This window comes from Microvirga sp. BF8 (assembly GCF_059888585.1).
The window spans coordinates 1,435,924-1,461,670 of sequence record NZ_CM187619.1 but is presented as its reverse complement, the minus strand read 5'-3'; the positions used below and the strand labels follow the sequence as shown (position 1 = coordinate 1,461,670).

Genomic DNA, 25,747 nt, shown 5'->3' with positions numbered 1-25,747 from the left:
TTCAAAACCAATCCTGCGTCCTTAACTCATTGCTCATCGGCACGAGCAAACTTGCCGAGCCAGAAGTGATCGCTGCCGCCATTCAATGACCGAGGTCTAGGCACGCAAGCGGAACCAAATCGACCTGAATCGCATTACCCATTTTGGGTTATGCCATGTTTTCGACATATTGTCCGAGCCTCGGCGGGAATGGAACTGGCTCCTCGCTGATATCGGCGGAAGTTATCCTACTGGGGCACAACATTGGCCAAGAGCACATCCCAGATCGAGCATTGGTTTCTTCGTGGCGGCGGGGATATGGGTGCGCTTATCCGTGCCTGTGACTGGTCTGAGACCTCTCTTGGGCCGCCAGAGGCTTGGCCCCATGCCCTCAAAACGGCCCTCAGCATTCTGCTCAATTCGAAACACCAGATGTTCATGGCCTGGGGGCCGGGCCTGATCTCCTTCTACAATGACGCCTATCGCCCCATTCTCGGGGCCCGTCATCCCAATGCCCTTGGCCGTCCGTTCCCGGAGATCTGGGCTGATGTTTGGCCCGCCATCGGCCCTCTGGTGGATCGAGCGTTGGCTGGGGAAGGTACTTGGTCGGAGAACCTTCCCCTTGTGACCTTTCGTAACGGCTTTCAGGAAATTGCGTATTTCACGTTTTCTTACAGCGCGATCTTTGACGACAACGGCGAAGTCGCTGGGATGTTCTGCGCCTGCACGGAAACGACAGATAAGGTGCTGGCAGAATCACCCAAGCGCAGGCGAGCGAATGCTATTCGGGCCAGTGACGGGTTACTGTATTCCGTGTTCAAGCAGGCCCCCGGCTTTATGGCGGCGGTGCGTGGTCCCGATCACGTCTTCGAGATGGCCAACGCTGCCCATCAACAACTTGTCGGCTTCCGAAGCATCATCGGAAAGCCGGTCCGCGAGGCTCTTCCTGAGATTGCGGACCAAGGCTTCGCGCAATTGCTCGATCAGGTGTACGCCACAGGACAGCCATACGTAGGCAGCGGCCACCCGATGCATGTTCAGCCTGCCCCCGGTAGTCCATCCACCCTTCGCTATATCGATTTCATCTTCCAACCCATCACTGCACAGGATGGCTCGGTTTCGGGGATCTTCATCCAGGGACATGACGTAACCGATCACAAGCGGACCGAAGCTGCGCTGGCTGAGAGCGAGGATCGATACCGGGCGCTGCTTGAGGCCAGCACCAACGTGTTCTGGATTGCCACGCCTGAGGGAGAGTTTGTACAGGTCTCGGGCTGGAGCAAGCTCTCCGGAGAGCGCGAGGATCAATACTCCGGGGAAGGATGGCTCGATACCCTCCATCCGGAGGACCGTGAACGTGCCATCGCCCAGTGGCTGGCATCGGTCATATCTGGTGCTTCATTTCAGGCCGAGTTCCGGGTGCGCCGTCTGGGTGGCGAGTACCGATGGGCCAGTGCCAGAGCCGTTCCGCTTAAGGACAGCAAGGGCGCAATCCGGGAATGGGTCGGCACTCTTTCGGATATACATGACCAGAAGCAGATCGAGGAGGCCCTGCGGGCCAGCGAGGAGCGGCTGCGGCTTGCCGTTGAGACCACGGCACTGGGTATCTGGGACGCAGATTTGATCGCGGATCGTCACGAATGGGCACCTGAGACCCGACAGATCCTGGGAATTGCCGCCGATGCTCCACTTACGGGCGAGACCTTCCTGACTCACATTCATCCTGAAGATCGCACCCAGATGGAAACGGTCTTTTACGATGGCCAATCTGACAGAGACGCCGTCTATCGCTCTGTCTGCCGGATCATTCGGGCCGACAATGGCGAAGAACGGTGGGTGGCGGCAACTGGACGGACGATTTTCGGCGAGACCGGTCAGCCCATCCGTAAACTTGGAACCATCCAGGACATTACGGAACACAAGAGGTCGGAGGAGACACTCCATGCGACAGTCGAACGGTTGCGCCTTGCTCTGTCCGCAGGGCGTATGATCGCCTGGGAACAAGACCTTGCCACAAACAACGTCACACGATCACAGAATGCCTTCGGACTCCTCGGGATCGGGTCTGGTCCTCTCTCAGAATTCCTCGACAGAGTTCACCCAGAAGACCGACCACTGCGAGAGCACTTTCACCCCAGATCAGGCACAACTGGTTCCGACGCTATTGAATTTCGGTACACGTTGCCGAACGGCAAGATGCTATGGCTGGGATTACGTGGCGAGAAGGCAGGTCCGGATCGCCTCGTCGGTGTAACCTTCGACATTACTGGTCGCAAACAGACAGAGGCCGAGATCTGGCGCGTAGCCAATCACGACGGCCTCACCGGCTTGCCCAATCGTGCCCTGTTCCAGCACTGCCTGGAGCAGGCGCTTGATACCGCAAAGCAGAATGGTACTGCCGTTTCTCTGCTCCTGATCGACTTCGACCACTTCAAGGAGATCAATGACGCGCTCGGTCATGATGCGGGCGACGCCTTTCTGCGCGAGACCGCCCACCGTCTCAAGGCTTTGACGCGGGATTGCGACACGGTTGCCCGGTTCAGTGGCGACGAGTTTGCGGTTCTGGTCGTCGAACCGCTCCGGCTGGAGCATGCCTCTCGGCTCGCCGGGATCATGAGCGAGAAACTTAGCGAGCCATTCCGGTATCTTGGACGGGCCATCGCCAGTAAAGCCAGCATTGGCGTCGCCGCATTTCCCGAACATGACGCCACGCCCGCCGATCTGCTCAAGGATGCTGACATTGCTCTTTTCGAGGCAAAGGCGCAGGGGCGTAGCCGCGTGGTCACCTATTGCCCGACGCTGCGATCCGCCGTCGAGCAGCGGGTTTCGCTGCTGGAGGAGGTTCGAGAGATCCTGCCCAAGGGTCAGATCGTTCCCTTCTATCAGCCCAAGATCTGTCTTTCGTCCGGGGCAATCATCGGCTTTGAAGTGCTGGCGCGGTGGCGACACCCGGAAAGGGGCATCCTTTCCCCTGGTTATTTTGAAGCTGCCTTCCATGACCCTCGGCTGGCGATAGCGCTCAGCGAAAGTCTGTTGACCAAGGCCGTCTCAGATCTCCGTTCATGGCTCGATGCCGGGCTTGATCCAGGCCGAGTGGCGTTCAACCTCTCGGCGTGCGAGTTCAGCCAGCCGGGGCTCACTGGCCATGTGTTTGGTATCCTGGACGCTGCGCAGATTCCCTCAGAGAACTTTGAAGTCGAAGTCACAGAGACTGTCCTCCTCAGCCAAAACGCGGGCAGCATCTCCGCAACGCTTAACAGCTTTCACAGCAGGGGCATTTCCGTGGCCTTGGATGACTTCGGCACCGGCTATGCCTCGTTGACACACCTGAAGCAGTTCCCCGTGAGCCACATCAAGATCGACCGAAGCTTCGTTAGGAACCTGGAGCAGGACGCAGATGACAGAGCCATTGTTGAGGCCATCATTAACCTTGGCCGGAATTTGGGCATGCAGATCACTGCCGAAGGAGTGGAAACCCTTGGGCAGGCGCAGTGCTTGCGGGAGCTGGGCTGTCACAATGCTCAGGGCTATTTCTACTCCAAGCCCGTAGAAAGCGGACAAGTCCCTGATTTTTTACGCGATCTAAAAACGAATTATGCTCGTTGAATGGCTGAGCCCCAACCGGGTTTCCTCAAGATCACGGACGAAACGTTCCCTGTCGGGCCGTCACCTTTCCTGGATTGCGAGCCTGATCGTGCTGAGCATCCTGGCGGTGTCAGCCTATGCTCTCGTGATGGGGCGGCAGCGTGCGTGGCAGGAGGCCGAGAAGTCATCGGCAAACATTGTCTCCACTTTGTCACACGAAATCATCAGCACCTTCGAATTGCTGGATGCACTATTGGGAAGCGTGATCCAAGGCACCCGTTATCCAGGGCTTGAACGGCTGTCGCCCGACGTTCAACATCAGATGCTCTTCGACCGCGCCACTTCAGCCACGTTCGTCAAGACGATTGTCATTCTCGATCGGAACGGCGACCTCGTCGCGGACGGCGGGCCAGTGATCGCTCCCCGACCATTGAATTATAGGGACCAGGAATTCTTCAAGGTTCACGAGGAGCACCCTCTGACCGGACTGTATATCAGTCATCCCTACAAAAGCGCGATCACTCCCGGAGAGATCAGTATTGCCGTCAGTCGGCGGCTGACCAATCCCGAAGGAGGGTTCGCGGGGGTGGTCGCCGCGATCACGTCCCTTTCCGCAAAGCGAAGCCTGTTCGAGAGCCTCGATCTAGGCAAGAACGGCTCGATTGCTTTGTTTCGCAACGATGGCATCCTGCTGCTGCGGAACCCGCTCGACGAGCGCCAAATTGGCCAGGATTTCAGCAATCAGCCAATGGGAAGACCCTTGATCCAGGACATTTCCGGGAGCTTCGAGGGTGTGTCGGCAATTGATGGCATTGAACGTTACTACACCTTTGCCCACGTCGAAGGCTTTCCTCTTATTCTGATGGTATCCCGGTCCGTGGATGACATACTCGCCTCATCCGAGCATCAAGCTCTGCTCCTGTGCCTCGTCACATTGGCATTGTGCTCTGCCGTAGTCAGTTTGCTGGTTCTGTTCCAGCGTGAACTCCGCCGCCGCACCAAAGCCGAGACGAAGCTTGAACGAATCGCGAGGACCGACGAACTTACGGGATTACCGAACCGCCGTGCCTTCCGCGAGGCGTATAATCGTGCATGGCGACGCGCGGCTCGCGTGGGCTCTCCCCTCTCAGTCCTCTTCATCGATGCGGATTACTTCAAGTTCTACAATGATAAGTACGGCCACGGGAGGGGCGACGATGTGCTCCGCGCGGTGGCCGGCATACTTGAAAGCAACATTGAGCGACCGATGGACATGGCTGCCCGCTATGGCGGAGAAGAGTTCGTCATCGTCCTCCCTGACACCGACTTAAGAGGAGCCCGGCATATCGCCGAGGCTATCTGCCAAGGCGTCCCATCCCTAGGGATCGTCCATGAGGGCAACCCCTATGGCGTGGTCACAGTTAGCATTGGTGTCGCCACCACACTCCCAACTCGTGGGAGCAAGGGAGCGCCCCTCCTGGAGGCAGCCGACGCTGCACTTTACGAAGCCAAAGCGGCGGGCCGGAATCGTGTGAGTGTATCTGGACCTATCCGTCCGGAACGGAATAACCTGATAGCATCGGGCGCAAGCTCTTGAGTCACGACCACAATGCTTGAGGAGCACACAAACGGCTGCTCCGCGTGGCGTAGCTTCTATTTCAACACCACGGCATTGCGCTCAGACTGCGAATGGATAGTCTCACGACGACAACACCATAGCCATTAAAGGTTCCGGCATGAAAACCTTCGATACCATCGTGATCGGCGTGGGCGGCATGGGGTCTGCCGCGCTATGGCAACTGGCTCGCCGGGGTCAGAAGGTGCTGGGTATTGAGCGATTTGATCTTGGGCACGGCCTGGGATCATCGCATGGCTTCAACCGGATCATCCGCCTCGCCTATTTCGAGCATCCCAACTACGTGCCCCTTCTTCGCCGTGCCTATGAGCTATGGCGGGAGGCTGAGCAGCTTACGAACGAGCAACTCCTGTTTGTCACAGGTGGGATCGATGCAGGCGCGGAAGACAGCCGGATTGTCCGGGGCGCATTGACAGCCTGCCGGGAGCACGATCTTCCCCATGAGGTCCTGACCGCCCGTGACACTCATCAGCGTTTCCCTGGTTACAAGCTCCCGGAGGATTATGCCGTCGTGTATCAGCCGGATGCCGGCTTTGTGGCCTCGGAACGGGCCATCCTGGCGCACGCATCCCTGGCTATTTCTGCCGGAGCCGAGATCCACGGGCGTGAAAAGGTGCTCGCTATCGAGCCTGCCAATGGGCGGGTGGTGGTCGTGACGGATCGGGATCGCTATGAGGCTGGAAAGGTGGTGGTATCGGCGGGAGGCTGGATTTCCGATTTGATCCCCGTTCTCAGGACAACAGCGGTGCCGGAACGCCAAGTGCTCGGCTGGTTCCTACCTCAGAAGCCAGACCTCTTCAGGCCGGATGTATTCCCGGTGTCGAACATCCTGAGCGAGGTCGGCCATTTCTATCAGTTCCCGGCCTGGGGTATCCCAGGCTTCAAGATCGGGCTCTATCACCACTTCCACGAGACTGGTCACGCGGACGAACTCTCCCGTGAGCCAACGCCCGCCGACGAAGAGGCTCTTCGCAAGGGGATCCGCCACATGTTCCCTGATGCGGATGGACCGACGCTGCGGCTTGCGGCGTGCCTGTTCACCAATACACCTGATGAGCACTTCGTGATCGATACCCTTCAAGGAACGCCTGAAGTCATTGTCGCATCTCCCTGCTCGGGGCATGGCTTCAAGTTTGCCAGTGTGGTGGGAGAGGCGTTGGCAGATCTCGCGACTAAAGGGACCAGCAAACTCGATCTTTCCTTGTTCGATATCAGTCGCCTTGCAACTCTTTCAGCGGAATAACCTGGTCGAGATTTTCCCGCGCCGTCTGATATACCGAGCAATGCGAGATCGTCAGGCTGATGCAGTTGCAGGCTCTGCCCCGCATCATCCCGATGATCGTCCGTTTCAAATCGGTTTTCTGATCGAGACGGTCGAAGGTACGCTCGATCAGCCACGTGACCGAACCCTGGCAGCATGAAGCGCCGACGTTTCTGCCAGCAATACGCCCATGAGCCGCCCCCTCCTTCCGGTCAGCGAGAGCTGTGACCCCTGTGCCTGCCTTAACCCATCTGCCTGGAATTGACCTCCTCGACGATGTTGCTGCCGTGGACTTCATCCTTCGGTAGGATAACGCGAAGCAAGTCTGCCAGTCCGAAGGGGGCGCCGGAAGATCAGGTTTCGGAAGGCAAAGCATCACTAGACCTTAAATCAGCTCGAAGTACGGGGCTTACCTGGCGCGCAACGGACTGATGACAGCCCTGTTCGCGGTTTGCAAAGGGTAGGCAATCAGCCTCTTCCGGATAGCTTGTTACGGATCGCAGCCACAGGACAGTCCCCACCTACTCTGCTGTGGGAGCAGCATTCACCGACACAGCAGAAGGCACAGTTGGAGTGCGGCTGAGCCCACACGCGTTTGGTCGTGCCGCGAGAACCGTAGTGGATGGGCCCCGACAGGCCGTACTGAGATCCGGATGTGGCGCTGGCGTAGAACGAGGCGGCCCAGATCCAGGTGGCGGTCATGCTCGCGGCGGAGATGCCGAATCCGGCGGCATTGTTGGAGACCATATACCCGTCGGCGTTTTCGCTCTTGCGGCCAATAAAGAAAGAATGAAGTTTAAGCCGCATAGGTCAGAAAGGAGCAAAAATGTAGTCGTTGTTCAAAACTCAAAACTTCACTTTTGCATTATGCTTTCTCTCTCTAGGTTGAAGAGGGGCGCATGCTTGGGCCGTTTCTCCTGAATTGGCTAGTATTGTCCGTGATCGGCCGGAGATACGAGGTAATGACTTCGAAGTAACCTGCTGCCATCAAATAGATGCTGCTGCATCCGCAGAATCATTCAGAAAATCTATCGAGGCTTTTGTTTGATCCCGCGACCGGTTCGGGTCAGGTAGGAACGATCCTTGGAAGGAACTCTTCACCCTTGGACGTTTTCTATCCTGATCAGGAACCTATGCGTTCCGAAGGGAGGCGCTTCCGCTCCGGTTCAAGCCGCCGCTGGTGATGGGGTTCTCCAAAGGAGCCGCATGTTCAAACGCTTCATCATCAACCCACCAGTCTTCTTCGGCGCCGTCGCCGTCATCGGCCTTTTCCTTGCCGTCGGGATCGTTCTCCCGGATCGCGCCGGTGAGGTCTTCAAAAACTTGCAAGCCGCCATACTCAACAGCTTCGGCTGGCTCTACCTCCTCGCCGTCGGCATCTTCCTCGCCACCGTGCTGCTCCTCTGCCTGGGCGAATACGGCCGACTGAGGCTTGGACCGGACGAATCCACGCCCGATTTCCGGTTCGCCTCCTGGATCGCCATGCTGTTTGCCGCCGGCATGGGCATCGGCCTCATGTTCTACGCCGTGGGCGAGCCCATGACCCACTTCATGGCACCGCCGACGGCCCAGCCGCGCTCGGTCGCGGCGATGCGCGAGGCCATGGCCGTTACCTTCTTCCACTGGGGCATTCATGCCTGGGCCATTTATGCCGTGGTCGGCCTCTCGCTGGCGTATTTCGGTTATCGCTACAACCTGCCGCTCACGATCCGCTCCGGCCTCTATCCGCTTTTGAAGGAGCGCATCAACGGCCCCATCGGCCATGCCGTCGACATCTTCGCCATCGTCGGCACCATGTTCGGCATCGCCACCTCGCTCGGCGTGGGCGTCTCCCAGATCAATGCCGGCCTCAATTATCTCCTGGGCATCCCCATCGGCATCGAGATCCAGCTCCCGCTGATTGCGGTCGTTACGGCCCTGGCGACGATCTCGGTCGTGACCGGTCTCGACAAGGGGGTCCGCATCCTCTCCGAAACCAATCTTGTCGTGGCGATCCTCCTGATGATTTTCGTCCTGGTGGTCGGACCAACGGCACAGCTCTTGCGCGACTTCGTGCAGAACCTGGGCCTCTATTTCGATACGCTGCTGCTACGCACCTTCAACATCTATGCCTACGAGCCGACCCCCTGGATCGATGCCTGGACGCTCTTCTACTGGGCCTGGTGGATTTCCTGGTCGCCGTTCGTCGGCATGTTCATCGCCCGCATCTCGCGCGGCCGTACCGTGCGCGAGTTCGTCACCGCCGTGCTGTTCATCCCCGCCGGCTTCACCTTTTTTTGGATGACCGTATTCGGCAACACCGCGATATTCGTGGACACCGGCGTGGCAGCCGGCGCCTTGGGCGCTGCCGTTGCCGGCGACGTGTCGGTCGGACTTTTCAAGTTCTTCGAGTATCTGCCGTTTACGGGCCTCACCTCCACCATGGCCGTCCTTCTGGTCGGGATCTTTTTCATCACCTCTGCGGACTCAGGTTCGCTGGTCGTCGACTCCATCGCCGCCGGGGGAGAAACCGAGACCACGACCGCCCAGCGCGTCTTCTGGTGCGCGCTCGAGGGCGTCGTGGCGGCCAGCCTGCTCTTGGCCGGCGGTCTCGGCGCCCTGCAATCGGCGACAGTAGCCAGCGCTTTGCCCTTCACTTTCGTTATGCTGGCGCTCGTCTGGTCACTTCTGCTCGGTATGCGCGCCGACCTTGCCCAGCAGCACGCTCACGCCACCAGGAAGCACATTTCTCCGGCCCAGCCGGCCGCGGGCCTCACCTGGCAGCGCCGCCTCGCGCTCATCCTTCACGCGCCGACCGAGGCCGAAGTGGATAGGTTCATCGTCACCCAGGTGCGTCCGGCGCTCGACCAGGTGGCGAGCGAGTTGAGCGCGCGCGGCCGCCCCGCCCATGTGGTCGAGGAGGACGGCAACGCCGTTGCCCTGCGCTCGCCCGCCGAAGGTGTGCGCGACTTCATCTATGGCGTCAGCCGCAGCGCCCAGCCCATGGCCACCCTCTCCCCGCTCGATGTCGGCAAGCCGGAGTACCGTCACGAGGCCCGCACCTACTTCTCCAGTGGGGGGCGCGGCTACGACATCATGGGCATGGGTCGCGACCAGATCATCGCGGACGTCCTCGTCCAGTTCGAGCGGTATCTCCTGCTCGTCCAATCGCCGGCGACGCAACTCGTCCACGGCGCCCCGGAACACGAGCCTGATCCTCCCTCACGGTGACGGGTCCCTCTGCCCCGGGGCCTCCGGGTGCGGGATGGTCATCGGTCGAACCGCAAGCGGACGATCATGTGGAACTGGATTGCGAGCAATCACCAAGTCATCGGCGCGCTGGCGAACATCGCGATGCTGTTTGTCTGGATTGCCTACTTGCACGTGTTCGTCAGCAGCTATCGCCGGCAGAAGCGATCCAACATCCTGATCAACCGCGGCGCTGGGTCGGGGCTCGAGGCCCGGTGCCTGATCAGCAACATGAGCGCCGAGGCGATCTACGTCGAGAGCGTCGTCGCGACCGTCGAGACGATCGAGGGGCGCTGGAGCCGCCCGGTGACCGAGTTGCTGGGAGGCCGATCGGACCTGGACCTGAAGACCCGGCAAGGCCCGCTGCAGGCCGGACACTTCGTCGACATAGGATCGTTTCGAAGCCTGATCGATCCTGTCGTTCAAAGGAGCGCCGTCGCTGCGGATGCCCTGGAGCACCTTGTCGCCTTTGAGATCAAGGTGATTGCAGTGCATGGCTCCCAGGATCTCTTGGCCGGGGCGATGCGTCGGTTCGACGTGATCCGGCAACAGGACCGGCTGCTCGTGAAGGGGCATGTGGTCGGGACGCACCAGATCCGGTCCCGTCGCGAGCGGGAGAACCTCCGTGACGATGTCGCAACGGATCTGTGACCTAAAGGGATCCGGTTTCTCCTGAGCCACTGATGGACTGGAAGGTATTCGTCGTGACGCGTCCTTCCGAGTGCGCCCACAAGGCTGCGCGCCGATGGAGCCGCGATGGATCCCATCAGGGCGTTCGCGGTTGACGCTGCATGGAGCGCATCCGCAACGTCATCGTCCTCCTGCGCGGACAGCTCTGGATCGTGCCCCTGGTCATGAGCCTTCTCGCGCTGGGTCTCGCCTACTGGGTTCTCGGGTCTGCCCCATCCCTGCCTGAGGGCTGGGACGCCGACGAGCTCTGGTGGCTTTACGGCGGCGATGCCGATAGCGCGCGCGGGCTCCTGGCCAGCCTGCTCTCCGGCTTGATGACGATGACCTCGCTCGTGGTCTCTGTCACCTTCGTCATCCTGACGCTCGCGGCCAACCAGCTCGGGCCGCGCCTGATCCCGAACTTCATGGGTGACCGGCAGATCCAGGTCGTGCTCGGGCTATTCCTCGGCACCATCCTCTACGTGCTGGTGGTGCTGCGCAGCCTGGACGGGACCCTGGGCGCGGAGGGCGTGCCCCACCTCGCGGTGACGATCGGCAGTGTCCTCACCATCGTGTGCCTGTTCGCCCTGCTGTTCTATGTGCACAAGGTCGCCCGTGCCATCGTCGCCGACAGCATCGTCGCACGGGTTGCGTACGACCTTCACCACAGCATCGACAGCATGCTCCCGAAGGAAGGCCGGACGGCCAGAGCCGTTCCTGCCGTCCTGCCGCCACGGATCGCCACCGTATCGCTGGGGAGGAGCGGCTACGTCCAGGTGGTCGACTACGACGGGCTCGTGTCGGTGGCCTCCCGGGAGGATGCCATCCTCCAGGTGAGGGTGCGGGCCGGGCACTTCGTCCTGAAAGGCGGGGATCACGTCGTCGTCCATGCCGAGCGGCCGCCCAGCGACGATGCAGCCGAAGCGATCAGGAGAGCGTTCGTGGTGGGCGAGGAGCGCAGCCCGGCCCAGGACCTGGAACATAGTCTGCGCCAGCTCGTCGAGATCGCCCTGCGGGCGCTATCGCCCGGCATCAACGATCCGTACACGGCGGTGGTGGTGGTCGACCGCCTCGGAGCCGCCCTGGAGGAGATTCTCGGGCGCTCGCTCCAGCCGTCGGTGCTGCACGACGACGACAAGGCGGCGCGGGTCATCGCCCAGCGCTCCGACGTGCAGGGCCTGACCGACGCCGCCTTCGACGCCATCCGGCAGGCAGCCCGCGAAATCCCCACCGTCCTGATCCGCATGGCGGACGTGCTAGGGCAGCTCGCGCCGGCTCTCCCCACCCGGGAGGCGCAAGATACAGTGGTTCGGGAGCTCGGCAAGCTTGCCGAGACCGCCGGGGAGGCGCGGCTCGCGCCTTGCGACCGCCAGGCGGTGCTGGCCCGGATCGAGCAGGCGAGGATCGCTGTCACGAGTCTCCCCAGGGAGGGCACCATCCATGTTCTTTGACTCATGGGCCGGGCTGGGACGCGTCCTTGCCGTCGGCACGCTGGCCTACCTCGCCCTCGTGGCTATCCTACGGATCTCGGGCAAGCGTACGCTGACCAAGCTGAATGCCTTCGACCTTGTTGTTACGGTCGCGCTTGGCTCTACCCTGGCCACAGTGCTGCTCAGCAAGTCGGTGGCTTTGGCAGAAGGCGTACTGGCGATGGCGCTCCTGGTCTTCTTGCAGTTCGCGATCACCTGGCTGTCGGTGCGCTCGCCGGGCTTCCAGGACCTGGTGAAGAGCGAACCGACCCTCATCATGCACCAGGGACGGTTTCTCGAAAGCGCGATGCGGTCGCAGCGGATTACGCGCGAGGAGGTCCTGTCGGCCCTGCGCTCGAACGGGGTGGCGGATGCCGCCGACGCGGCGGCCGTCGTCCTGGAGACGGATGGCACCATCACCCTCATCATGGGGGCGGAACAGGATAAGGCGAAGCCGACCCTCGCGACCGTTCCCGAGCCTTAGGCCCCTCCGTGACGGACCTCGCCACGGGGCCATGGTATCGCCAGAGAGGTCTTCCGGCCAGGGTCGTCATCGCCGGCCGGAGGGCTGCCATCAGGGCTTTCCGGCTGGCGCGTGCGACCAAGCCCGAGACGGGCGTCGGGTTCAGGTTGCCGATCACCGCGACCGGCTTGCCTGCCAACCCCGCCAACCGGGTGATCCAGTTGGGCTGCGCCCAGACAGCCATAGCCCGCTCCAAGGCGGCGCGGTCGTCGCCGGCGACGTCCAGTTGGAGAATGCTCATGCGGACAAAACGCGCCAGGAGGAAGCTTTCCACCGTGGATCCCGCCGGCTGTTCTGATGGGTCAGACGCCCTACGACGCCACAACCGGGGCCCCAGGGCGCTCAGGACGTGGGCGTGATCCTAAAGTAGGCGTCCACCTGTGCACCATCCTCATCATCCCTGAACGGATCGTCGTCGGCGCCATAGCGGGGAGTGTCTGCGAGCCGATCCTTGTCGATGTCGACCACATAGCCGCCCAGCCGGGTATCGTAAGTCAGCGCCCGCCAGGCCATCAAGACCGCGCGGGCATTGGACGCGATGGCCGGATGAGCGCGGGAGTACGGCGGTGATCGATCGCCGGCAGGACAGGCCATCCCCAGTTGCAGCACCGGAAGTCTGATCGCCTGGAACGGAACCGCGAAGGTTTCGTTGAACGGCGCAACCAACGGAGACGTGCATGACCGATGCCCACCCTGTCACCGCAATCCCTTCGCTCGACCTCAACCGCTACCTCGGCAGGTGGTACGAGATCTGCCGCCTCCCCCTGAAATGGGAGGATGAGGCCGCCACCGACGTCACCGCCCGGTACAGCCTGGAGAGCGGTGGAACGGTGCGCGTCGACAACCGCTGCTTCGATGCCAAGGGCAAGCCGACCCAGGCCATCGGCGAGGCCACGCCCGTCAACGAGGGCAAGTCGCAGTTGAAGGTGTCCTTCCTGCCGGAGGGCCTGCGCTGGTTTCCGTTCACGAAAGGCGACTACTGGGTGCTAAAGCTCGACCCGGACTACCGACTGTCCCTTGTGGGAACGCCCGACCGGGATCATCTCTGGCTTCTGGCACGGGATCCGCACGTCGATGATGCGGAGAAGGAAGCTTATCTCGCCGAGGCGCGGCGGCAGGGCTTCGATCTCGGTCGGCTGATCACGCCGCGGCATACCGGACGGGACGTCACAGACGAGCTTCTGTCGCTTTAGGCCGAGGCCAACTCATCCCGCTGATCGTGAGCCGATCACCGCTCATGAGCGCGCGATGGCCTCTCCAGTCCGGGAGCCTGCGCCCGTCCCCCGACGAGATACTCCACAAGGGCGCGGACCCTGCGCGGGACGAACCGCCCTGACGAATTTGCTGCCTCAGCGGGCCGCCGATCACAACGGAGGTCGGCGCAACTCGTGCACTCCGTCCGTCGGCGTGTTTCCGATCTTGGAACCAGGCCATGAACCCATGAATGCGGCATGACCAATTTGGGGTGGTAAGTGGCCAGGCCGCTTTCGGGGCTGGCAGAGGATAAAGCGACTCTCCGGTTTCGCAAAAGTCGTCGCGCAGGGTCGACTTTTTTACCTGACATTTGCGACAAGTCTTCGCTTAAAAATCAACGACGCCGATGTCGTCGCGAACCTTGGCATTTCCGCGACACGACAAAGTGACAAACGCCTCTTGACTTAGAGCGCACTCTAACCCGTAGCTTTCTGTGCGTCGTGACGAAAGAAGGGCGTTGATGAAGATTGGCGAGTTGGCGAAGCGTTCGGGACTGTCTGCCCACACTATCCGTTACTATGAGCGGATCGGGCTGTTGCCCCATGCCGACAGGGACCAATCGGGCCAACGTGACTACGACGCATCAATCCTGACCTGGATAGAATTTCTCGATCGTCTCAAAACGACCGGGATGCCTATACGGGAAATGCTGCGCTACGCGGCCTTGCGGGAGCGTGGCGTCGACACGGAAGCGGAGCGCGGCACGTTGCTCGAACAGCACCGTGAGCGTGTCCGTGCGCATGTGGCCAAACTGCAAGCCTGCCTTCTCGTCCTCGACACCAAGATTGCCGGATATGCCGGCAAGGAACAGAGGATGAAGGACTATGACGCACCTATCCCCAAACGTCGGCGAAAGCCGGCTGGAACGCGGCAAGCGGGCGCTCGCTGAAATCGACGGCGAAGCTGGCCACAAGGTCATTGCCGCTCTGGCTGACATTGCGCCCGACTTCGCAAATTACGTGTTCGAGTTCTCGTTTGGCGACATTTACAGCCGCCCCGGCCTCGATTTGCGCGCCCGTGAGATCGCGACCATCGCGGCGCTGACGGCGATGGGAACTGCGACCCCGCAACTGAAAGTCCATATCGAGGCGGGGCTGAATGTCGGGCTGACCAAGGAGGAAATCACCGAAACCATCATACAGATGGCGGTTTATGCCGGCTTTCCTGCGGCGCTCAACGGGCTGTTTGCGGCCAAAGAGGTCTTCGCCGCCCGGTTTCCCGTCCAGAAGGGGGAAGCGGCATGATGAACTTTCTCCGCTCCTTGACCTGCGGCCGGCGCTCTCGCTCTCACCGCGATTCCCGGTTCCCCGATTGTGGCTCCGAACGCCGCATACGCGAATCCGACCACACCTGAAAAGCTCTGGGAAGGATCCAGCGCTCCGATGGGGATAGCCGTCCATTTCGATGGCGCGGTCTATGTATCAAACTGGGAGCGGCACGGTCGAGCGGGTCGCTTAAGACGGGACACGCTCGACCGTTCTGGAAGGTATCGCCTCTCCTGCTGGCATCGCTATCGACGCCACAGGCGCGGTATTCGTCTCATCCTTCTCGGGCGACTATATCGTCCGCAGCACCCTGGGCTCTACCACGAACGCAACTTGATCGAGCGCTTCTTTCGGCATTCGGTAGCAAAAGCCACCAGAATAGAGATAAGCGACTGAAAGCCCAGGAGAAATCCCGAAGATCGTCCAGCCCATCAGCCTGTGGCAGATGGGATTGCCGGATGAAGATGAGGCCTCCACCTGTGACGAGAACGGTCATGTTCCTTCGGTGGCATCAGCGGGAAGAACCGTCCCCCTAGGCCGCCACAGAGGTCCCCCGCTGGCGAGATACACGCCGAGGGATACGGCCAGGATCCCAGCCCAGTCACTTGGCGACGGCGTCTCGCCCAGAACCGGGATGGCCAGCAGAGCCGCCATCGCCGGAACCAGCGCCCCGAAGGCCGCCCCCGCCGATGCGCCGAGAATCGAAACCGCTTTTCCGAACAGGTACAGCGACAGGATCGTCGCCACGATGCCCTGGAACAGCATCTGGAAGGCAATCTCCGTTGCGGGAGCCTGCGTGAAGTGCAGGCCCTGGGTCGCAAGATAGATCGGCGTGAACCCCACAGCCGAGCCGACCGCGACAATGGCGGCGGCGTGGAGCGGTGCCAGGGCTGCCTTGCGCAGGATGATCGTGTAGCAGGCCCACATGAAGGCGGCGGCGAGGAACAGCAGATGGCCTACGCTCCGCTGCTGACCCGGCAGCAGCGCCGTGAGTCCGGCGATGACGATCACACCGAGGAGGATGAGGCCGTAACCGACCTTGCGCCCAGGCGCGATCCTCTCTCGCAGTGCCACCGACGCGAGCACGGCCACGAACAACGGCATGACGCCCGGGGTCAGAACCCCGGCATCGGCGGCCGGAGCGAACCGGAGTCCGCTGGCCGCCACCAGGGAATACGGCGCGCCAGCGCCGACGACCATGACCAGGAGGTGCCACCATCGCAGACGGTCGAGGGCGAGTCCGTTGCGGATCAACACGGGAAGGAGCAGAAGTCCGGCCGTTCCGAACCGCAGCATGGCGAGGTCATATGGTGTGAGCGAGGTCGTCACGCTCAGGCGCGTGATTGGCATCCAACCCGCCCAGATACTCACGGCGGCAAGGCCAAACAGTGACCCGACAAGATAGCGCGAACGATCCGTTCCCGGATCATCAACCCTGGACTTCATTGTGCTTCCCCTCATGAACATGTCGGCTGTCGGCCGGGGCCTGATCCCGGTCGTGCATGCCGTAGTCGCGGATGACGCTGGCAACCCGCAGGCGGTAATCGGCGAAGACGCCGTTGCGACCCTTCACCTGGGTGGCACGGTGGCCAGGACGGTTGCGCCACCGCCGCACCGCCTCCTCGTCGCGCCAGAACGAGAGCGACAGGATCTTGCCCGGCTCGCTCAGGCTCTGGAAGCGCTCGATGGAGATGAAGCCGTCGATCTGGGTGAGATCCTCCCAGAGCGCGGCCGCGAGATCGAGGTAGTGCTGCGTCTCGCCCTCGGCCGGGCGCACTTCGAAGATCACTGCGATCATGGCCGGATCAGCTCCGCATGCGGGGCCGAGGCTAGGCGCAGGAAGATGCGGTCCTCGCGGCGGATGAACTGCTCCTTCTTGGCGAACTCGTAATTGGCTCGCCCGAGCGGATCGTTGCGCAGACGCTCGCGATAGGCCTCGTAGTCGGCCAGGCTCCTGATGTTGTAGACGCCGTACGCGACCGTGCTCGAGCCCTCGTGCGGAGAGTAATAGCCGATGAGGTCCGCGCCGCAGCGTGGAATGGCTTGGCCCCAGTTGCGGGCGTACTCGTCAAAGGCGCTGGCTTTGAACGGGTCGATCTCGTAGCGGATGAAGCAGGTGATCATGCTCGGGTGTCCTCTTGAAGGGCGTGAGAAGTGATGTCTACTTGATTGAACGACTGCGTTGCTTCGGCTACGGTCGAAGTATGAAAGAAGGTCCTGTCATCGCCTCCGTGGCTGCGCTCCTGGGAGATCCGGCCCGGGCCAACATCCTCACGGCCCTCATGGACGGACGAGCCCTGACAGTCAGCGAGCTCGCCGAGGCTGCGGGCGTGACGATCCAGACCGCCAGCGGGCATCTGTCGAAGCTGGATGCCGCCAACCTGCTTACCGCGGAGAAACAAGGCCGGCATCGGTATTTCCGGCTCTCGGACCCGGACGTGGCGCAGGTCCTGGAGGCACTGATGGGCCTCGCCCAGCGTACGGGCGCCACCCGGGTCCGGACAGGTCCGAAGGATGCCGCATTGCGGGCAGCCCGCGTCTGCTACGATCACCTCGCGGGCGAACGTGGAGTCGAACTGCTCAACGGAGCCAGGCAGCAGGGTTTCATCGCGGGCGAGGAACCCATGGCCCTGACCGCCAAGGGAAGAACTTTCTTCGGCGAGTTCGGGATTGATGTGACCCGGCTGGAGAAAGGCCGCCGTCCGGTGTGCCGGGCCTGCCTCGACTGGAGCGAGCGGCGCAGCCATCTTGGCGGCGCATTGGGAGCCGCGATCCTGTCGCGGTTGCTTGAGAAGGGTTGGGTCGGGCGTGATGCCGGACGGGTGATGACCTTCACCTGCCAAGGGCTGGGAGAGTTCAGGTCAATCTTCACTCTCTCCGCATAGGCATATCGGCGAGGGTGGCCATCCGGATGGTCCTGAGGATGATCGCGCTCAGGTTTTCTCCCGAGAAAGGACTTCTGGCGGCGGGCGCTCTCTTTCTTGGAACCACGGTCGGCAGAATGCTCGGGTCGAACAACCTTGCGACCCGATCGATGGCTGACACGTCGCTGTCGATCTGCTTGATTTGTTGCTCCAGAGTCTGGCGTTGCTCGGTCAGCTCGGCACGCTTCTCCATCAACTCTTCAACGGCACCTGCCATTCCCCGCTCCGCTCGCCTCTAATCGGGCAACGGTTTGTTGCCCGAGTGGCTGCGGACATTCCCGGATCAGGTCATGGAGGTCTGGCAGCAATCGCCACCGGATCTATATCAGAGCCCCTCGCACCCTTCGTAATTGGCGATCTCCGCTTCAATGCCCAGTCGCGACCAGAAGTCCTGAGCATTGAAGCCGGTTTGCGCATGGCGATTCTTCATGAATGCCTTGGCCCTCTCGAACGACGAGGCATCGCTCCACTCGACCAATGTCACGATGTTGAACCTGCCCGGACCGGCAACCTTTTCCAGAACGCGGTTCTGGAGGCACCCGTCCATACGACCGAGCAGTTCGTGCGTCTCTGATACCTTTGCCAGGAACGCGTCCCGCGCGACGTCCGGGACGACGAACGTATCAATGCGGAAGACGGATTCGGAATTCGGTTGCACCTGCGCCATATCATGTCCTTTTCCAGTTCCCTGCGGTGTGCCGGTCGATGTGGCCGGGGCGGCGGTCATGAACCACGTCGCAGATTGACATCACGTTGTCATTATGGTTATCGGTTGTCAATGATATCGAAGAAGCACAAGACCAGCGCGCCCCTGGCGGTCAGCGAACTCATCCTCGAGGTCTTCCGGCTCAACGGGCGTCTTCTCACCGAGGGCGACCGCCTGGTGTCGGGATTGGGGCTGACCAGTGCGCGATGGCAGGTGCTGGGCGCCATCGATCTCTCGTCGGCGCCCGAACCCGTGGCGCGGCTCGCCCGCACCATGGGGCTCCAACGTCAAGGCGTTCAGCGTATCGTCAACGAGCTGGCGGAGGAGGGATTGGTCGCGTTCGCCGAGAATCCGCACCACCGCCGTGCCAAGCTCGTTTTGATGACCGACAAGGGACGCGAGACTTACGCGGCTGCCCAGCGCCTCCAAGCACCGTGGGTCAAGGCACTCACGCAAGGACTCGAGGTCGACGATATTCTTGCCGCACGGCAGTTGCTCGAAACGTTGCGGACCCGGCTCGAGAAGTAAGGCACATCTGGCAGCATGGTCAGGGGCAGAGAGGCCATCGGTGGTCTTTGCTACCGAATGACGCAATGCTGCAGCTTGCCTCAGTGCGGCTATGGCTGCGCGCTTATGGGCTACGGGCTACGAACGGGGATTGAGGAAGCCTTTGCAGTCTCCCGACAGCTAACGTCAGCTCCGGGTCACGAGCAGGAGGTCGGCGGCGAGCCTCTCGCCCTCGGTTCGATCCCGGCTCTTGACGTTGATCATGAACCTGCGCGTGGGGCAGGTTGCCAGGACGTCCTCCAGCGAGGGCATCAGGCCAATACCTTGCCCCGGAACGGAAAGGTGTTCCCGCCATCCGCCGTGTAGCCATAGCCGATGTGGAGTTTCTTGAGTTCAGCCATCGAGTGCTCCCCGGCTGACGCCGCTACCGTTGGTGCAGCAGTCCAGCGTCCAGTCGTGAAAGACAGCAAACTGGCCATCCGTGGTCGGGTGGACATCGACCTCGACGATATCAGCTCCGGCCTCAAAGCTGGCCTGCATGGAGGGAATTGTGTTCTCCAGGTAGTTGTGTGTCGGCGGCAACATGCGGGAGGCCGTGCAGGTGTCGTTGCGCAGATCGGTCGTTTCGACCTGCCGGGCGATGCCGCGATGGGCCAGCACCGTAGGCGGACCAGAGGGGCGCTTTGCCAGCAGGCTGGTGTTGTTGACATACACAATGGCCACAAGCAGGGGCAGGGAGACAGCAAGCGGGCGCAACAGTCTTCGCATGGCACCGGTCACCTCAGGAGTTGCATCGTGTCTCGGTCAGCCGTCAACCGAATGGACTGGGCAAAACTACCCCATTCCCGATTCTACGTGCTGAACTGGCAGGCTCGAAGCCTTCCACATGCACGGTCCGGCGTTCCTGTCTGAAGCGACCGCAAGCTCAGGCAGGTTCCGTGGCGATGCGATTGTTCCTGAGCCCAAGATAGGCCAAGGGCGGACTCCCGAACGCGCGCTTGAACATGATCGTGAAAGCTGCCGGGTTCTCGTACCCCAGGTCCATCGCGACCGTGGTCACGGGTTCGCCGGCAGCCAAGCGCGGCATGGCGCAGAGCAGGCAGGCTTGCTGCCGCCAGGCCATGAAACTCAGGCCTGTCTCGCGCCGGAAGAGGCGCGTGAAGGCGCGCCGGCTCATGCCGAGCTCCCTGCTCCAGTCGTCAATGGTCTCGTGGATGGCCGGTTGCTGGATAAATCGTCGACAGCGCTCCGCCAGGAGGCCGTCGGTGGGATAGTGCAGCGACAGCGGCAGGACCGGGAGTTGCTGCATCTCGTGCCGGATCAGTTCCATCAGCGCTCCGGCCCGGCTGTCCAGTTCATACTCCAGGGGCAGGTTCACGGCCTCGGTCATGAGGCTGCGCATGAAGGGCGAGATGCCCACCACCTGGCAGCGCTCCGGCATGCCTGGAACCGCTTCCGGCTCCGGATACAGGCTCTGCATGCTGACCATCCCGACCATCCGCACGCGATGCACGGTCCCGGGCGGGATCCACATTCCCCGCTGCGGAGGCATGACGTAGGTGCCCTCCGGGGTCGTCAGCACGATCACGCCTGACGCGCTGGAGATCAGTTGGCCGCGACGATGGTGGTGCGGCTCGATGTTGAACCGATCCGGATAGACGCGGCCGAGGGCGATGATCGGCCGGGGCAGATGATCGACACTCTCGATACGGAGATCCCGCATCTGGCCCACTCTCGTAATACTTAGGCCCAACACTGGTGGCAGGCCAATTCCGCGCTCTGTATCGTGGTGTCACGTCGGCTGCAAGTGCTTAGCCCAAGCCAGCCCCTGATCGAGAGAAGAACTGGACGTGTCTACCCAAGCATTACCCCTGAGCGCAAAACCAAAGGGAACGGTCTTCCCGATCCTCATCTCCGCCAGCGTCTGCCATATGCTGAATGATATGCTTCAGGCTTTGCTGCCTGCCGTCTATCCGATCTTGCAGGGCGACTTTAACCTCAGCTTCGCGCAGATCGGGTTGCTGACCCTTGTCTACCAACTCACGGCATCGATCTTTCAGCCGTTCATTGGCCTCTACACGGATCGGCGGCCGATGCCCTACTCGCTGCCGCTCGCCATGGTGGCCTCGATGAGCGGACTGCTCACGCTTGCCTTTGCGCCGAACTACGGAACCCTGCTCGCCGGAGCCGTGCTGCTCGGCCTCGGCTCATCCATATTTCACCCCGAAACGTCGCGGATTGCCCGCCTGTCCTCCGGCGGGGCTCACGGCCTTGCCCAGTCGCTGTTCCAAGTCGGGGGCAACTTCGGCTCCGCGCTGGGTCCGCTGGCCGCGGCGTTCATCGTCCTGCCCCGGGGTCAGAACGGTCTCGCATGGTTCGCCCTTGCCGCCGTGGCAGGCATCATCCTGCTGTCCGGGCTGGCGCATTGGTATCAAGCGAACGGGCACGCGGCCCGCCCGACGAACAAGGCGCCCGCGCGTCATCCCACGCTGCCGCGGGGGCAGGTGGCGCGCGCCATGGCGATCCTGCTCGCGCTGCTGTTCTCGAAATGGGTCTATCTGGCACAGTTCACCAGCTACTACACGTTCTTCCTGATCGAGCGTTTCCAGCTCTCCACCAAGGACGCGCAAATCCTCCAGTTCGTGTTTTTCGCAGCCGTGGCGGCCGGCACGATCGCAGGCGGCACGATCGGCGACAGGCTCGGGCGCAAGGTCGTGATTTGGGTCTCGATACTGGGCGTGCTGCCTTTCACGCTGATCCTGCCCCATGTCGGCCTGACGGTGATGGTCCTTCTGAGCGTGGTCATTGGCCTGCTCATGTCATCGGCCTTCCCGGCGATCGTGGTCTACGGGCAGGAACTGATGCCCGGCCGGGTCGGCATGGTCTCGGGCCTGTTCTTCGGGTTCATCTTCGGCATCGGCGGCATTGGCGCAGCCTTGCTGGGATGGGTGGCCGACTGGAAGGGCCTGCCGTTCGCCTTTCTGATCTGCTCGTACCTGCCGGCGATCGGAATCCTGACCGTGTTCCTGCCGAACGTCCACGAGGCCAAATCCAGGCTGTCCTAGCCAGGGACAACGGCTCCCACGTCGGCCGTAGGCGCCGTCCGTGGACGGAACGCCGGCATCGCTCCCGTCGCGACCTTGCGGCCGCTCACCGCCATGGCGCCGTAGCCGAGGAGATTGGGCGCCAGGAGCACGTAGCCCAGAGCCGCGGGACAGCGTGAGGACGTGCGAATCAACGGATCACAGTCCGTCCACACGTGCTCTAGCCTACGTCATTATTCTCTGCCGGGGAGGATTTGCGTGGCAATTCCGCCCCGCCCGAGGTGCAATGTCCTGTGCGTTCCTCCACGACGCGGCTCGACCTATTCTGTTGCGAAGCCGGATGTGGGTGCGGTCTCCCGCAGCCTTGCTGTCCGACTGCGGCTCGTTAAGATCCGGACAGGTCTAAACCTGGGAGAACACAATGTTTCGTCGCACGATTGCCGCCGGCCTCGCCTTCCTCGGCACAATGAGTATGGCTTCCGCCGAAACGCTGGTGGTGTGTACCGAAGCCAGTCCGGATTTCCTCAACCCCCAGTTCTCCACCGCCAACACGGCATTCGACGTCGCCGCCCAGGTTTATGACAGGCTGGTCAGCGTCGAGCGCGGGGGCTCCAGGATCGTTCCGGGCCTCGCGGAGTCGTGGACTGTCTCGGACGACGGCCTCGAATATACATTCAAGCTCAGGAAAGGCGTGACCTGGCATTCGGCCCAGGCCTTCAAGCCGACGCGGGAGTTCAATGCCGATGACGTGGTCTTCTCGTTTCAGCGGATGATGGACGAGCAGCACCCGTTCCATAAAGTCGGACGGGGAGGCTACGAGTACTACGCGGGTCTCGTGGCGCCCTTCCTGAAGGCTGTCGAAAAGGTCGATGACTACACGGTCCGGTTCGTGCTCAAGCGGCCCGAGGCTGCACTGCTGGGCGCGATCTCCGTCGAACCGATGTCCATCCTCTCGGCCGAATACGCGGACGCCATGCAAAAGGCCGGCACACCGGAACAGGTCGATCAGGTCCCGATCGGGACGGGCCCCTTCAGCTTCGTGGCCTACCAGAAGGACGCCACCGTGCGCTTCAAGCGCTTCCCCCAGTACTGGGGCGGGGCCGCGGGTCTGTCCGATCGGACAGCGCAAGTCAGCGATCTCGTCTTTGCGATCACGCCCGATCCTAGCATCCGCTACGCCAAGGTGAGAGCGGGCGAATGCCACATCGCACGCTATCCCAACCCCGGCGATCTCGCCTCAATGAAGGCCGATCCCAACCTTAATGTTCAGTCCGGTACAATCGCGGACATGAGCTACCTCGCCTTCAACAACCAGAAGAAGCCGTTCGATGACCGCCGCGTCCGTGAGGCCCTGAGCTATGCCACGAACGTCCCGGCTCTCGTCCAATCCGTGTATCAGGGCACCGGCACGCCGACCGCAGCCCTCATTCCGCCGACCCTTTGGGGACACAACGACGACCTCAAGGTCCGCGAGTACGATCCCGAAAAGGCCAAGAAGCTTCTTGCCGAGGCTGGGTATCCCAATGGCTTCAAGACGACGCTGTGGGCCATCCCGGTGGTCAGGGCGTACATGCCGAATGGACGCCGTGCGGCTGAACTGATCCAGGCGGACTGGGCCAAGGTCGGCATCCAGGCCGAGATCACGACATTCGAATGGGGCGAGTACCTCAAGCGCACCCGCCAGGGCGAGCACGATGTCGCGATGAGCGGAAGCACGTGGGACTACCCGGATCCGAGCCAACTCCTGTCCCTGAGCTGGAGCTGTGATGCCGTCGCCACTGGGGGCAACCGGGCCCGGTGGTGCAACAAGGAATTCTCCGAGAAGCTGACGCGCGCGAATTCCATCGGCGACCAGGCTGAGCGCGCCAAGATCTACGTCGAGCTCCAGAAGATCTTCTACGACGATGCTCCGGCGATCCTCTTCGCCAATGCTCAGGCCTTCACGCCGGTTCGCAAGGAGGTCTCCGGTTACAAGATGCATTTCTTCGGCGGGCAGCCGTTCTATGGCGTATCTCTCAGCAAATAGGACACGCGGCTCTACCCGGCCCGGATTCGAACAACACCCCGTGCGGATCGATCCGCACGGGATCGGTGCGAACAGCCGCGCGCAATGTGACGATTGCAAACAGACGGAAGAGACCAATGACAATTGAGGTGGAATGGGCCCGAATGACGGCCCCGGAACTCAGGGGCATAGCATCACGTCCAGGCGCACTGGCGGTGCTCCCGGTGGGCTCGCTCGAGCAGCATGGCCCCCACCTTCCGGTGATTACCGATACGGCCAGCGCCAGCGCGGCCGCAGTCCGGGCGGCACGACTTGTCGCCGACGAAATCCCTGTTGCCGTGCTGCCGGGTCTCTGGCTTGGCATGAGCGAGCATCACCTTCCCTTCGGTGGCACGATCAGCCTCGATTACGAGGCTTACCACGGCGTCCTCCGCTCCATCGTGCGCTCGCTGAAGGCCCTCGGATTCAAGCGTCTCCTCATTGTCAACGGCCATGGCGGCAACATCGACCCGCTGGCCGTCGCCGCGCGGGAGCTCGCGGTGACGTTCGCCATGCCCATCGTCGCAACCACCCCGTGGATGCTGGCGCACGACGAGATTGCGGCGATAGCCGAATCCGAAACGCCGAAGCATGCTTGTGAGGGTGAGACCTCGGTGATGCTGGCGATCGCTGGGGATATCGTGCGCACGGACAAGTTCGACGAGGCCGTGCAACAGGCCCCCAAGCGCGCTGAGGCCCCCCAGGGCTTCTCGCGCTTCTACTCGTTCTCGGAGCGGGCCCCTGTCACCGGGACGTGGGGCGACCCGCGCCCGGCCACCCGCGAGAAAGGAGAGCGATTTCTCGCGATCCAGGCCACCGCATTGGCGCAGAGCATGCGCGATGAGCGTCTCTGGTCTGAACCGGATCCGGTCTGGCAGTGGGGCCGGGGGCAGCGAACGACCTCCGGACGGGCCGAATGACATAACCTTAGCCCCAGAGCCGCCCGTCATGCCTATATGGCAGGCGACGGCCGGGTGGGCGTGGTTTCGGTGGATGAAGTCGTAACCCTTGGGCTTGCGAGCAGCGCATGGTCTTCCGAGGCGCGGACACCGACGGCGTCCTCCTGGCCAACGCGAATCGCGGCCTCCGGTCCCGACATTTGCAGTCAGGCTTCACGAATGGAAGCCTTCAACATACGAAGGAAGGCCACTGTCCTCTCCGAACGTCCGCTTACGCGAGATTAGCTGTCCTTGGACATAGATCTGAGAAGTGCCATGAACGGACCTTAGGGTTGCGTGCCCAGGCTGCACCGGAGACCTTCAAGTTTTTTGAGTTTGCGGCTTAACCTCACGAAGGTACCATCAGAGCCTGAGGGGCGGCCTGCTTGATCCGCGTCAGAAGCCAGGAGCGTTGACGCTTGTTCTGCTGGTCGACGCGCTCCACCAGGGTGCCATCAATCCTGATCACTTCCAGGCTACCTTGCGGTTCTTCGGCCCGGGCCGGAAAGGAACGATAATGTCCTGATGGCGCAACTTTCGGGACGCAGATACATCGTGCTGATGTCATGTGAAATAGTCAGGATCTCAAACTGCTTCCTGTATCCCAGTGGACACGTGATCCTGATGCTCTCGGCCATTTCGCGCCCATGACTTGCGAGTTTTTCCGATAACGCAAGGCGTACTCTTTCGACTGCCCGCTTGATGCCTTGATACCGCACGGCCAAAAGGGAAAAAA

Annotated in this window: 23 protein-coding genes and 1 pseudogene; 15 read left to right on the top strand and 9 right to left on the bottom strand. The window is 61.9% G+C overall.

What is annotated here, in order from left to right:
* The first annotated feature begins 243 nt into the window (after window positions 1–243).
* The 7 genes from AC522E_RS07070 (at window position 244) to AC522E_RS07040 (ending at window position 12,290) form a co-directional block, all read left to right on the top strand.
* Window positions 244–3,585, top strand: a complete 3,342-nt coding sequence (locus tag AC522E_RS07070; protein WP_500749700.1) for an EAL domain-containing protein — start codon at window positions 244–246, stop codon at window positions 3,583–3,585.
* 88 nt (window positions 3,586–3,673) lie between these two features.
* Window positions 3,674–5,140: a sensor domain-containing diguanylate cyclase gene (locus AC522E_RS07065; protein ID WP_500749699.1), complete on the top strand. Its 1,467-nt coding sequence runs from the start codon at window positions 3,674–3,676 to the stop codon at window positions 5,138–5,140.
* A gap of 139 nt (window positions 5,141–5,279) precedes the next feature.
* Complete coding sequence (gene solA, locus AC522E_RS07060) at window positions 5,280–6,422, top strand: N-methyl-L-tryptophan oxidase (protein WP_500749698.1); 1,143 nt, start codon at window positions 5,280–5,282, stop codon at window positions 6,420–6,422.
* Window positions 6,423–7,646: 1,224 nt separating this feature from the next.
* Window positions 7,647–9,650: a BCCT family transporter gene (locus AC522E_RS07055; RefSeq protein WP_500749697.1), complete on the top strand. Its 2,004-nt coding sequence runs from the start codon at window positions 7,647–7,649 to the stop codon at window positions 9,648–9,650.
* A 66-nt stretch (window positions 9,651–9,716) separates the two neighbouring features.
* Window positions 9,717–10,319: a hypothetical protein gene (locus AC522E_RS07050; RefSeq protein ID WP_500749696.1), complete on the top strand. Its 603-nt coding sequence runs from the start codon at window positions 9,717–9,719 to the stop codon at window positions 10,317–10,319.
* Window positions 10,320–10,459: 140 nt separating this feature from the next.
* Window positions 10,460–11,788: a DUF2254 domain-containing protein gene (locus AC522E_RS07045; RefSeq protein WP_500749695.1), complete on the top strand. Its 1,329-nt coding sequence runs from the start codon at window positions 10,460–10,462 to the stop codon at window positions 11,786–11,788.
* A complete protein-coding gene (locus AC522E_RS07040) occupies window positions 11,778–12,290 on the top strand; it encodes a DUF421 domain-containing protein (protein ID WP_500749694.1) in 513 nt (170 codons plus the stop codon). Before AC522E_RS07045 ends, AC522E_RS07040 begins: the two co-directional genes overlap by 11 nt.
* A gap of 381 nt (window positions 12,291–12,671) precedes the next feature.
* Here AC522E_RS07040 and AC522E_RS07035 read toward each other — a convergent pair whose 3' ends face one another.
* Window positions 12,672–12,995: a hypothetical protein gene (locus AC522E_RS07035; protein ID WP_500749693.1), complete on the bottom strand. Its 324-nt coding sequence runs from the start codon at window positions 12,993–12,995 to the stop codon at window positions 12,672–12,674.
* Between the two features lie 11 nt (window positions 12,996–13,006).
* Here AC522E_RS07035 and AC522E_RS07030 point away from each other — a divergent pair, with 11 nt between their 5' ends.
* The 3 genes from AC522E_RS07030 (at window position 13,007) to AC522E_RS07020 (ending at window position 14,827) form a co-directional block, all read left to right on the top strand.
* The gene (locus AC522E_RS07030) at window positions 13,007–13,522 is read left to right on the top strand and encodes a lipocalin family protein (protein ID WP_500749692.1); all 516 of its coding nucleotides are present in this window, start codon (window positions 13,007–13,009) and stop codon (window positions 13,520–13,522) included.
* A 521-nt stretch (window positions 13,523–14,043) separates the two neighbouring features.
* A complete protein-coding gene (locus AC522E_RS07025; protein ID WP_500749691.1) occupies window positions 14,044–14,472 on the top strand; it encodes a MerR family transcriptional regulator in 429 nt (142 codons plus the stop codon).
* Window positions 14,408–14,827, top strand: coding sequence for a carboxymuconolactone decarboxylase family protein (locus AC522E_RS07020; protein ID WP_500749690.1), 420 nt, complete (start codon window positions 14,408–14,410; stop codon window positions 14,825–14,827). Before AC522E_RS07025 ends, AC522E_RS07020 begins: the two co-directional genes overlap by 65 nt.
* 513 nt (window positions 14,828–15,340) lie before the next feature.
* Here AC522E_RS07020 and AC522E_RS07015 read toward each other — a convergent pair.
* From AC522E_RS07015 to AC522E_RS07005, 3 genes are read right to left on the bottom strand one after another with little or no spacing between them, the layout of a single operon-like run.
* The gene (locus AC522E_RS07015) at window positions 15,341–16,294 is read right to left on the bottom strand and encodes a DMT family transporter (protein ID WP_500749689.1); all 954 of its coding nucleotides are present in this window, start codon (window positions 16,292–16,294) and stop codon (window positions 15,341–15,343) included.
* Window positions 16,278–16,646 (bottom strand): antibiotic biosynthesis monooxygenase family protein, encoded by a 369-nt coding sequence (locus AC522E_RS07010; RefSeq protein ID WP_500749688.1) that lies wholly within the window; start codon window positions 16,644–16,646, stop codon window positions 16,278–16,280. Before AC522E_RS07010 ends, AC522E_RS07015 begins: the two co-directional genes overlap by 17 nt.
* A complete protein-coding gene (locus AC522E_RS07005) occupies window positions 16,643–16,972 on the bottom strand; it encodes an NIPSNAP family protein (protein ID WP_500749687.1) in 330 nt (109 codons plus the stop codon). Before AC522E_RS07005 ends, AC522E_RS07010 begins: the two co-directional genes overlap by 4 nt.
* 80 nt (window positions 16,973–17,052) lie before the next feature.
* On the opposite strand from AC522E_RS07005, the gene AC522E_RS07000 reads away from it, so the two are divergent.
* On the top strand, window positions 17,053–17,733 hold the full coding sequence (locus AC522E_RS07000; protein ID WP_500749686.1) for an ArsR/SmtB family transcription factor: 681 nt from the start codon (window positions 17,053–17,055) through the stop codon (window positions 17,731–17,733).
* Here the strand turns inward: AC522E_RS07000 and AC522E_RS06995 are convergent.
* On the bottom strand, window positions 17,717–17,989 hold the full coding sequence (locus AC522E_RS06995; protein ID WP_500749684.1) for a hypothetical protein: 273 nt from the start codon (window positions 17,987–17,989) through the stop codon (window positions 17,717–17,719). The genes AC522E_RS07000 and AC522E_RS06995 overlap by 17 nt on opposite strands.
* Window positions 17,990–18,097: 108 nt before the next feature.
* Window positions 18,098–18,439, bottom strand: a complete 342-nt coding sequence (locus tag AC522E_RS06990) for an antibiotic biosynthesis monooxygenase family protein (RefSeq protein ID WP_500749682.1) — start codon at window positions 18,437–18,439, stop codon at window positions 18,098–18,100.
* A gap of 111 nt (window positions 18,440–18,550) precedes the next feature.
* Here AC522E_RS06990 and AC522E_RS06985 point away from each other — a divergent pair, with 111 nt between their 5' ends.
* Window positions 18,551–19,006, top strand: coding sequence for a MarR family winged helix-turn-helix transcriptional regulator (locus AC522E_RS06985; protein ID WP_500749680.1), 456 nt, complete (start codon window positions 18,551–18,553; stop codon window positions 19,004–19,006).
* A gap of 186 nt (window positions 19,007–19,192) precedes the next feature.
* Here the strand turns inward: AC522E_RS06985 and AC522E_RS06980 are convergent.
* Together AC522E_RS06980 and AC522E_RS06975 are read right to left on the bottom strand one after the other, a co-directional pair.
* Window positions 19,193–19,753 (bottom strand): annotated as a pseudogene (locus tag AC522E_RS06980) (glycerophosphodiester phosphodiesterase family protein); the annotation flags it as partial.
* A 157-nt stretch (window positions 19,754–19,910) separates the two neighbouring features.
* Window positions 19,911–20,708: an AraC family transcriptional regulator gene (locus tag AC522E_RS06975; RefSeq protein WP_500749679.1), complete on the bottom strand. Its 798-nt coding sequence runs from the start codon at window positions 20,706–20,708 to the stop codon at window positions 19,911–19,913.
* A gap of 127 nt (window positions 20,709–20,835) precedes the next feature.
* Between AC522E_RS06975 and AC522E_RS06970 the strand changes: the two genes are divergently transcribed.
* Window positions 20,836–22,050 (top strand): MFS transporter, encoded by a 1,215-nt coding sequence (locus tag AC522E_RS06970; protein ID WP_500749678.1) that lies wholly within the window; start codon window positions 20,836–20,838, stop codon window positions 22,048–22,050.
* On the opposite strand, the gene AC522E_RS06965 is transcribed toward AC522E_RS06970, so the two are convergent.
* Window positions 22,047–22,223, bottom strand: a complete 177-nt coding sequence (locus tag AC522E_RS06965; protein WP_500749676.1) for a hypothetical protein — start codon at window positions 22,221–22,223, stop codon at window positions 22,047–22,049. The two genes, AC522E_RS06970 and AC522E_RS06965, sit on opposite strands and share 4 nt — an antisense overlap.
* 227 nt (window positions 22,224–22,450) lie before the next feature.
* On the opposite strand from AC522E_RS06965, the gene AC522E_RS06960 reads away from it, so the two are divergent.
* Window positions 22,451–24,055 carry an ABC transporter substrate-binding protein gene (locus AC522E_RS06960; RefSeq protein ID WP_500749675.1) on the top strand — a complete coding sequence of 535 codons (1,605 nt, stop codon included), beginning with the start codon at window positions 22,451–22,453 and terminating at the stop codon, window positions 24,053–24,055.
* 116 nt (window positions 24,056–24,171) lie between these two features.
* Entirely contained in the window at window positions 24,172–24,993 is an 822-nt protein-coding gene (locus tag AC522E_RS06955) for a creatininase family protein (protein ID WP_500749674.1), read from the top strand.
* Window positions 24,994–25,747 lie beyond the last annotated feature (754 nt).

Coding starts and splice junctions, on each gene's coding strand:
- solA (WP_500749698.1), top strand. CDS start 5,280: ATGAAAACCTTCGATACCATCGTGATCGGCGTGGGCGGCATGGGGTCT.
- AC522E_RS07055 (WP_500749697.1), top strand. CDS start 7,647: ATGTTCAAACGCTTCATCATCAACCCACCAGTCTTCTTCGGCGCCGTC.
- AC522E_RS07050 (WP_500749696.1), top strand. CDS start 9,717: ATGTGGAACTGGATTGCGAGCAATCACCAAGTCATCGGCGCGCTGGCG.
- AC522E_RS07045 (WP_500749695.1), top strand. CDS start 10,460: ATGGAGCGCATCCGCAACGTCATCGTCCTCCTGCGCGGACAGCTCTGG.
- AC522E_RS07040 (WP_500749694.1), top strand. CDS start 11,778: ATGTTCTTTGACTCATGGGCCGGGCTGGGACGCGTCCTTGCCGTCGGC.
- AC522E_RS07030 (WP_500749692.1), top strand. CDS start 13,007: ATGACCGATGCCCACCCTGTCACCGCAATCCCTTCGCTCGACCTCAAC.
- AC522E_RS07025 (WP_500749691.1), top strand. CDS start 14,044: ATGAAGATTGGCGAGTTGGCGAAGCGTTCGGGACTGTCTGCCCACACT.
- AC522E_RS07020 (WP_500749690.1), top strand. CDS start 14,408: ATGACGCACCTATCCCCAAACGTCGGCGAAAGCCGGCTGGAACGCGGC.
- AC522E_RS07015 (WP_500749689.1), bottom strand. CDS start 16,294: ATGAAGTCCAGGGTTGATGATCCGGGAACGGATCGTTCGCGCTATCTT.
- AC522E_RS07010 (WP_500749688.1), bottom strand. CDS start 16,646: ATGATCGCAGTGATCTTCGAAGTGCGCCCGGCCGAGGGCGAGACGCAG.
- AC522E_RS07005 (WP_500749687.1), bottom strand. CDS start 16,972: ATGATCACCTGCTTCATCCGCTACGAGATCGACCCGTTCAAAGCCAGC.
- AC522E_RS07000 (WP_500749686.1), top strand. CDS start 17,053: ATGAAAGAAGGTCCTGTCATCGCCTCCGTGGCTGCGCTCCTGGGAGAT.
- AC522E_RS06995 (WP_500749684.1), bottom strand. CDS start 17,989: ATGGCAGGTGCCGTTGAAGAGTTGATGGAGAAGCGTGCCGAGCTGACC.
- AC522E_RS06990 (WP_500749682.1), bottom strand. CDS start 18,439: ATGGCGCAGGTGCAACCGAATTCCGAATCCGTCTTCCGCATTGATACG.
- AC522E_RS06985 (WP_500749680.1), top strand. CDS start 18,551: ATGATATCGAAGAAGCACAAGACCAGCGCGCCCCTGGCGGTCAGCGAA.
- AC522E_RS06975 (WP_500749679.1), bottom strand. CDS start 20,708: ATGCGGGATCTCCGTATCGAGAGTGTCGATCATCTGCCCCGGCCGATC.
- AC522E_RS06960 (WP_500749675.1), top strand. CDS start 22,451: ATGTTTCGTCGCACGATTGCCGCCGGCCTCGCCTTCCTCGGCACAATG.
- AC522E_RS06955 (WP_500749674.1), top strand. CDS start 24,172: ATGACAATTGAGGTGGAATGGGCCCGAATGACGGCCCCGGAACTCAGG.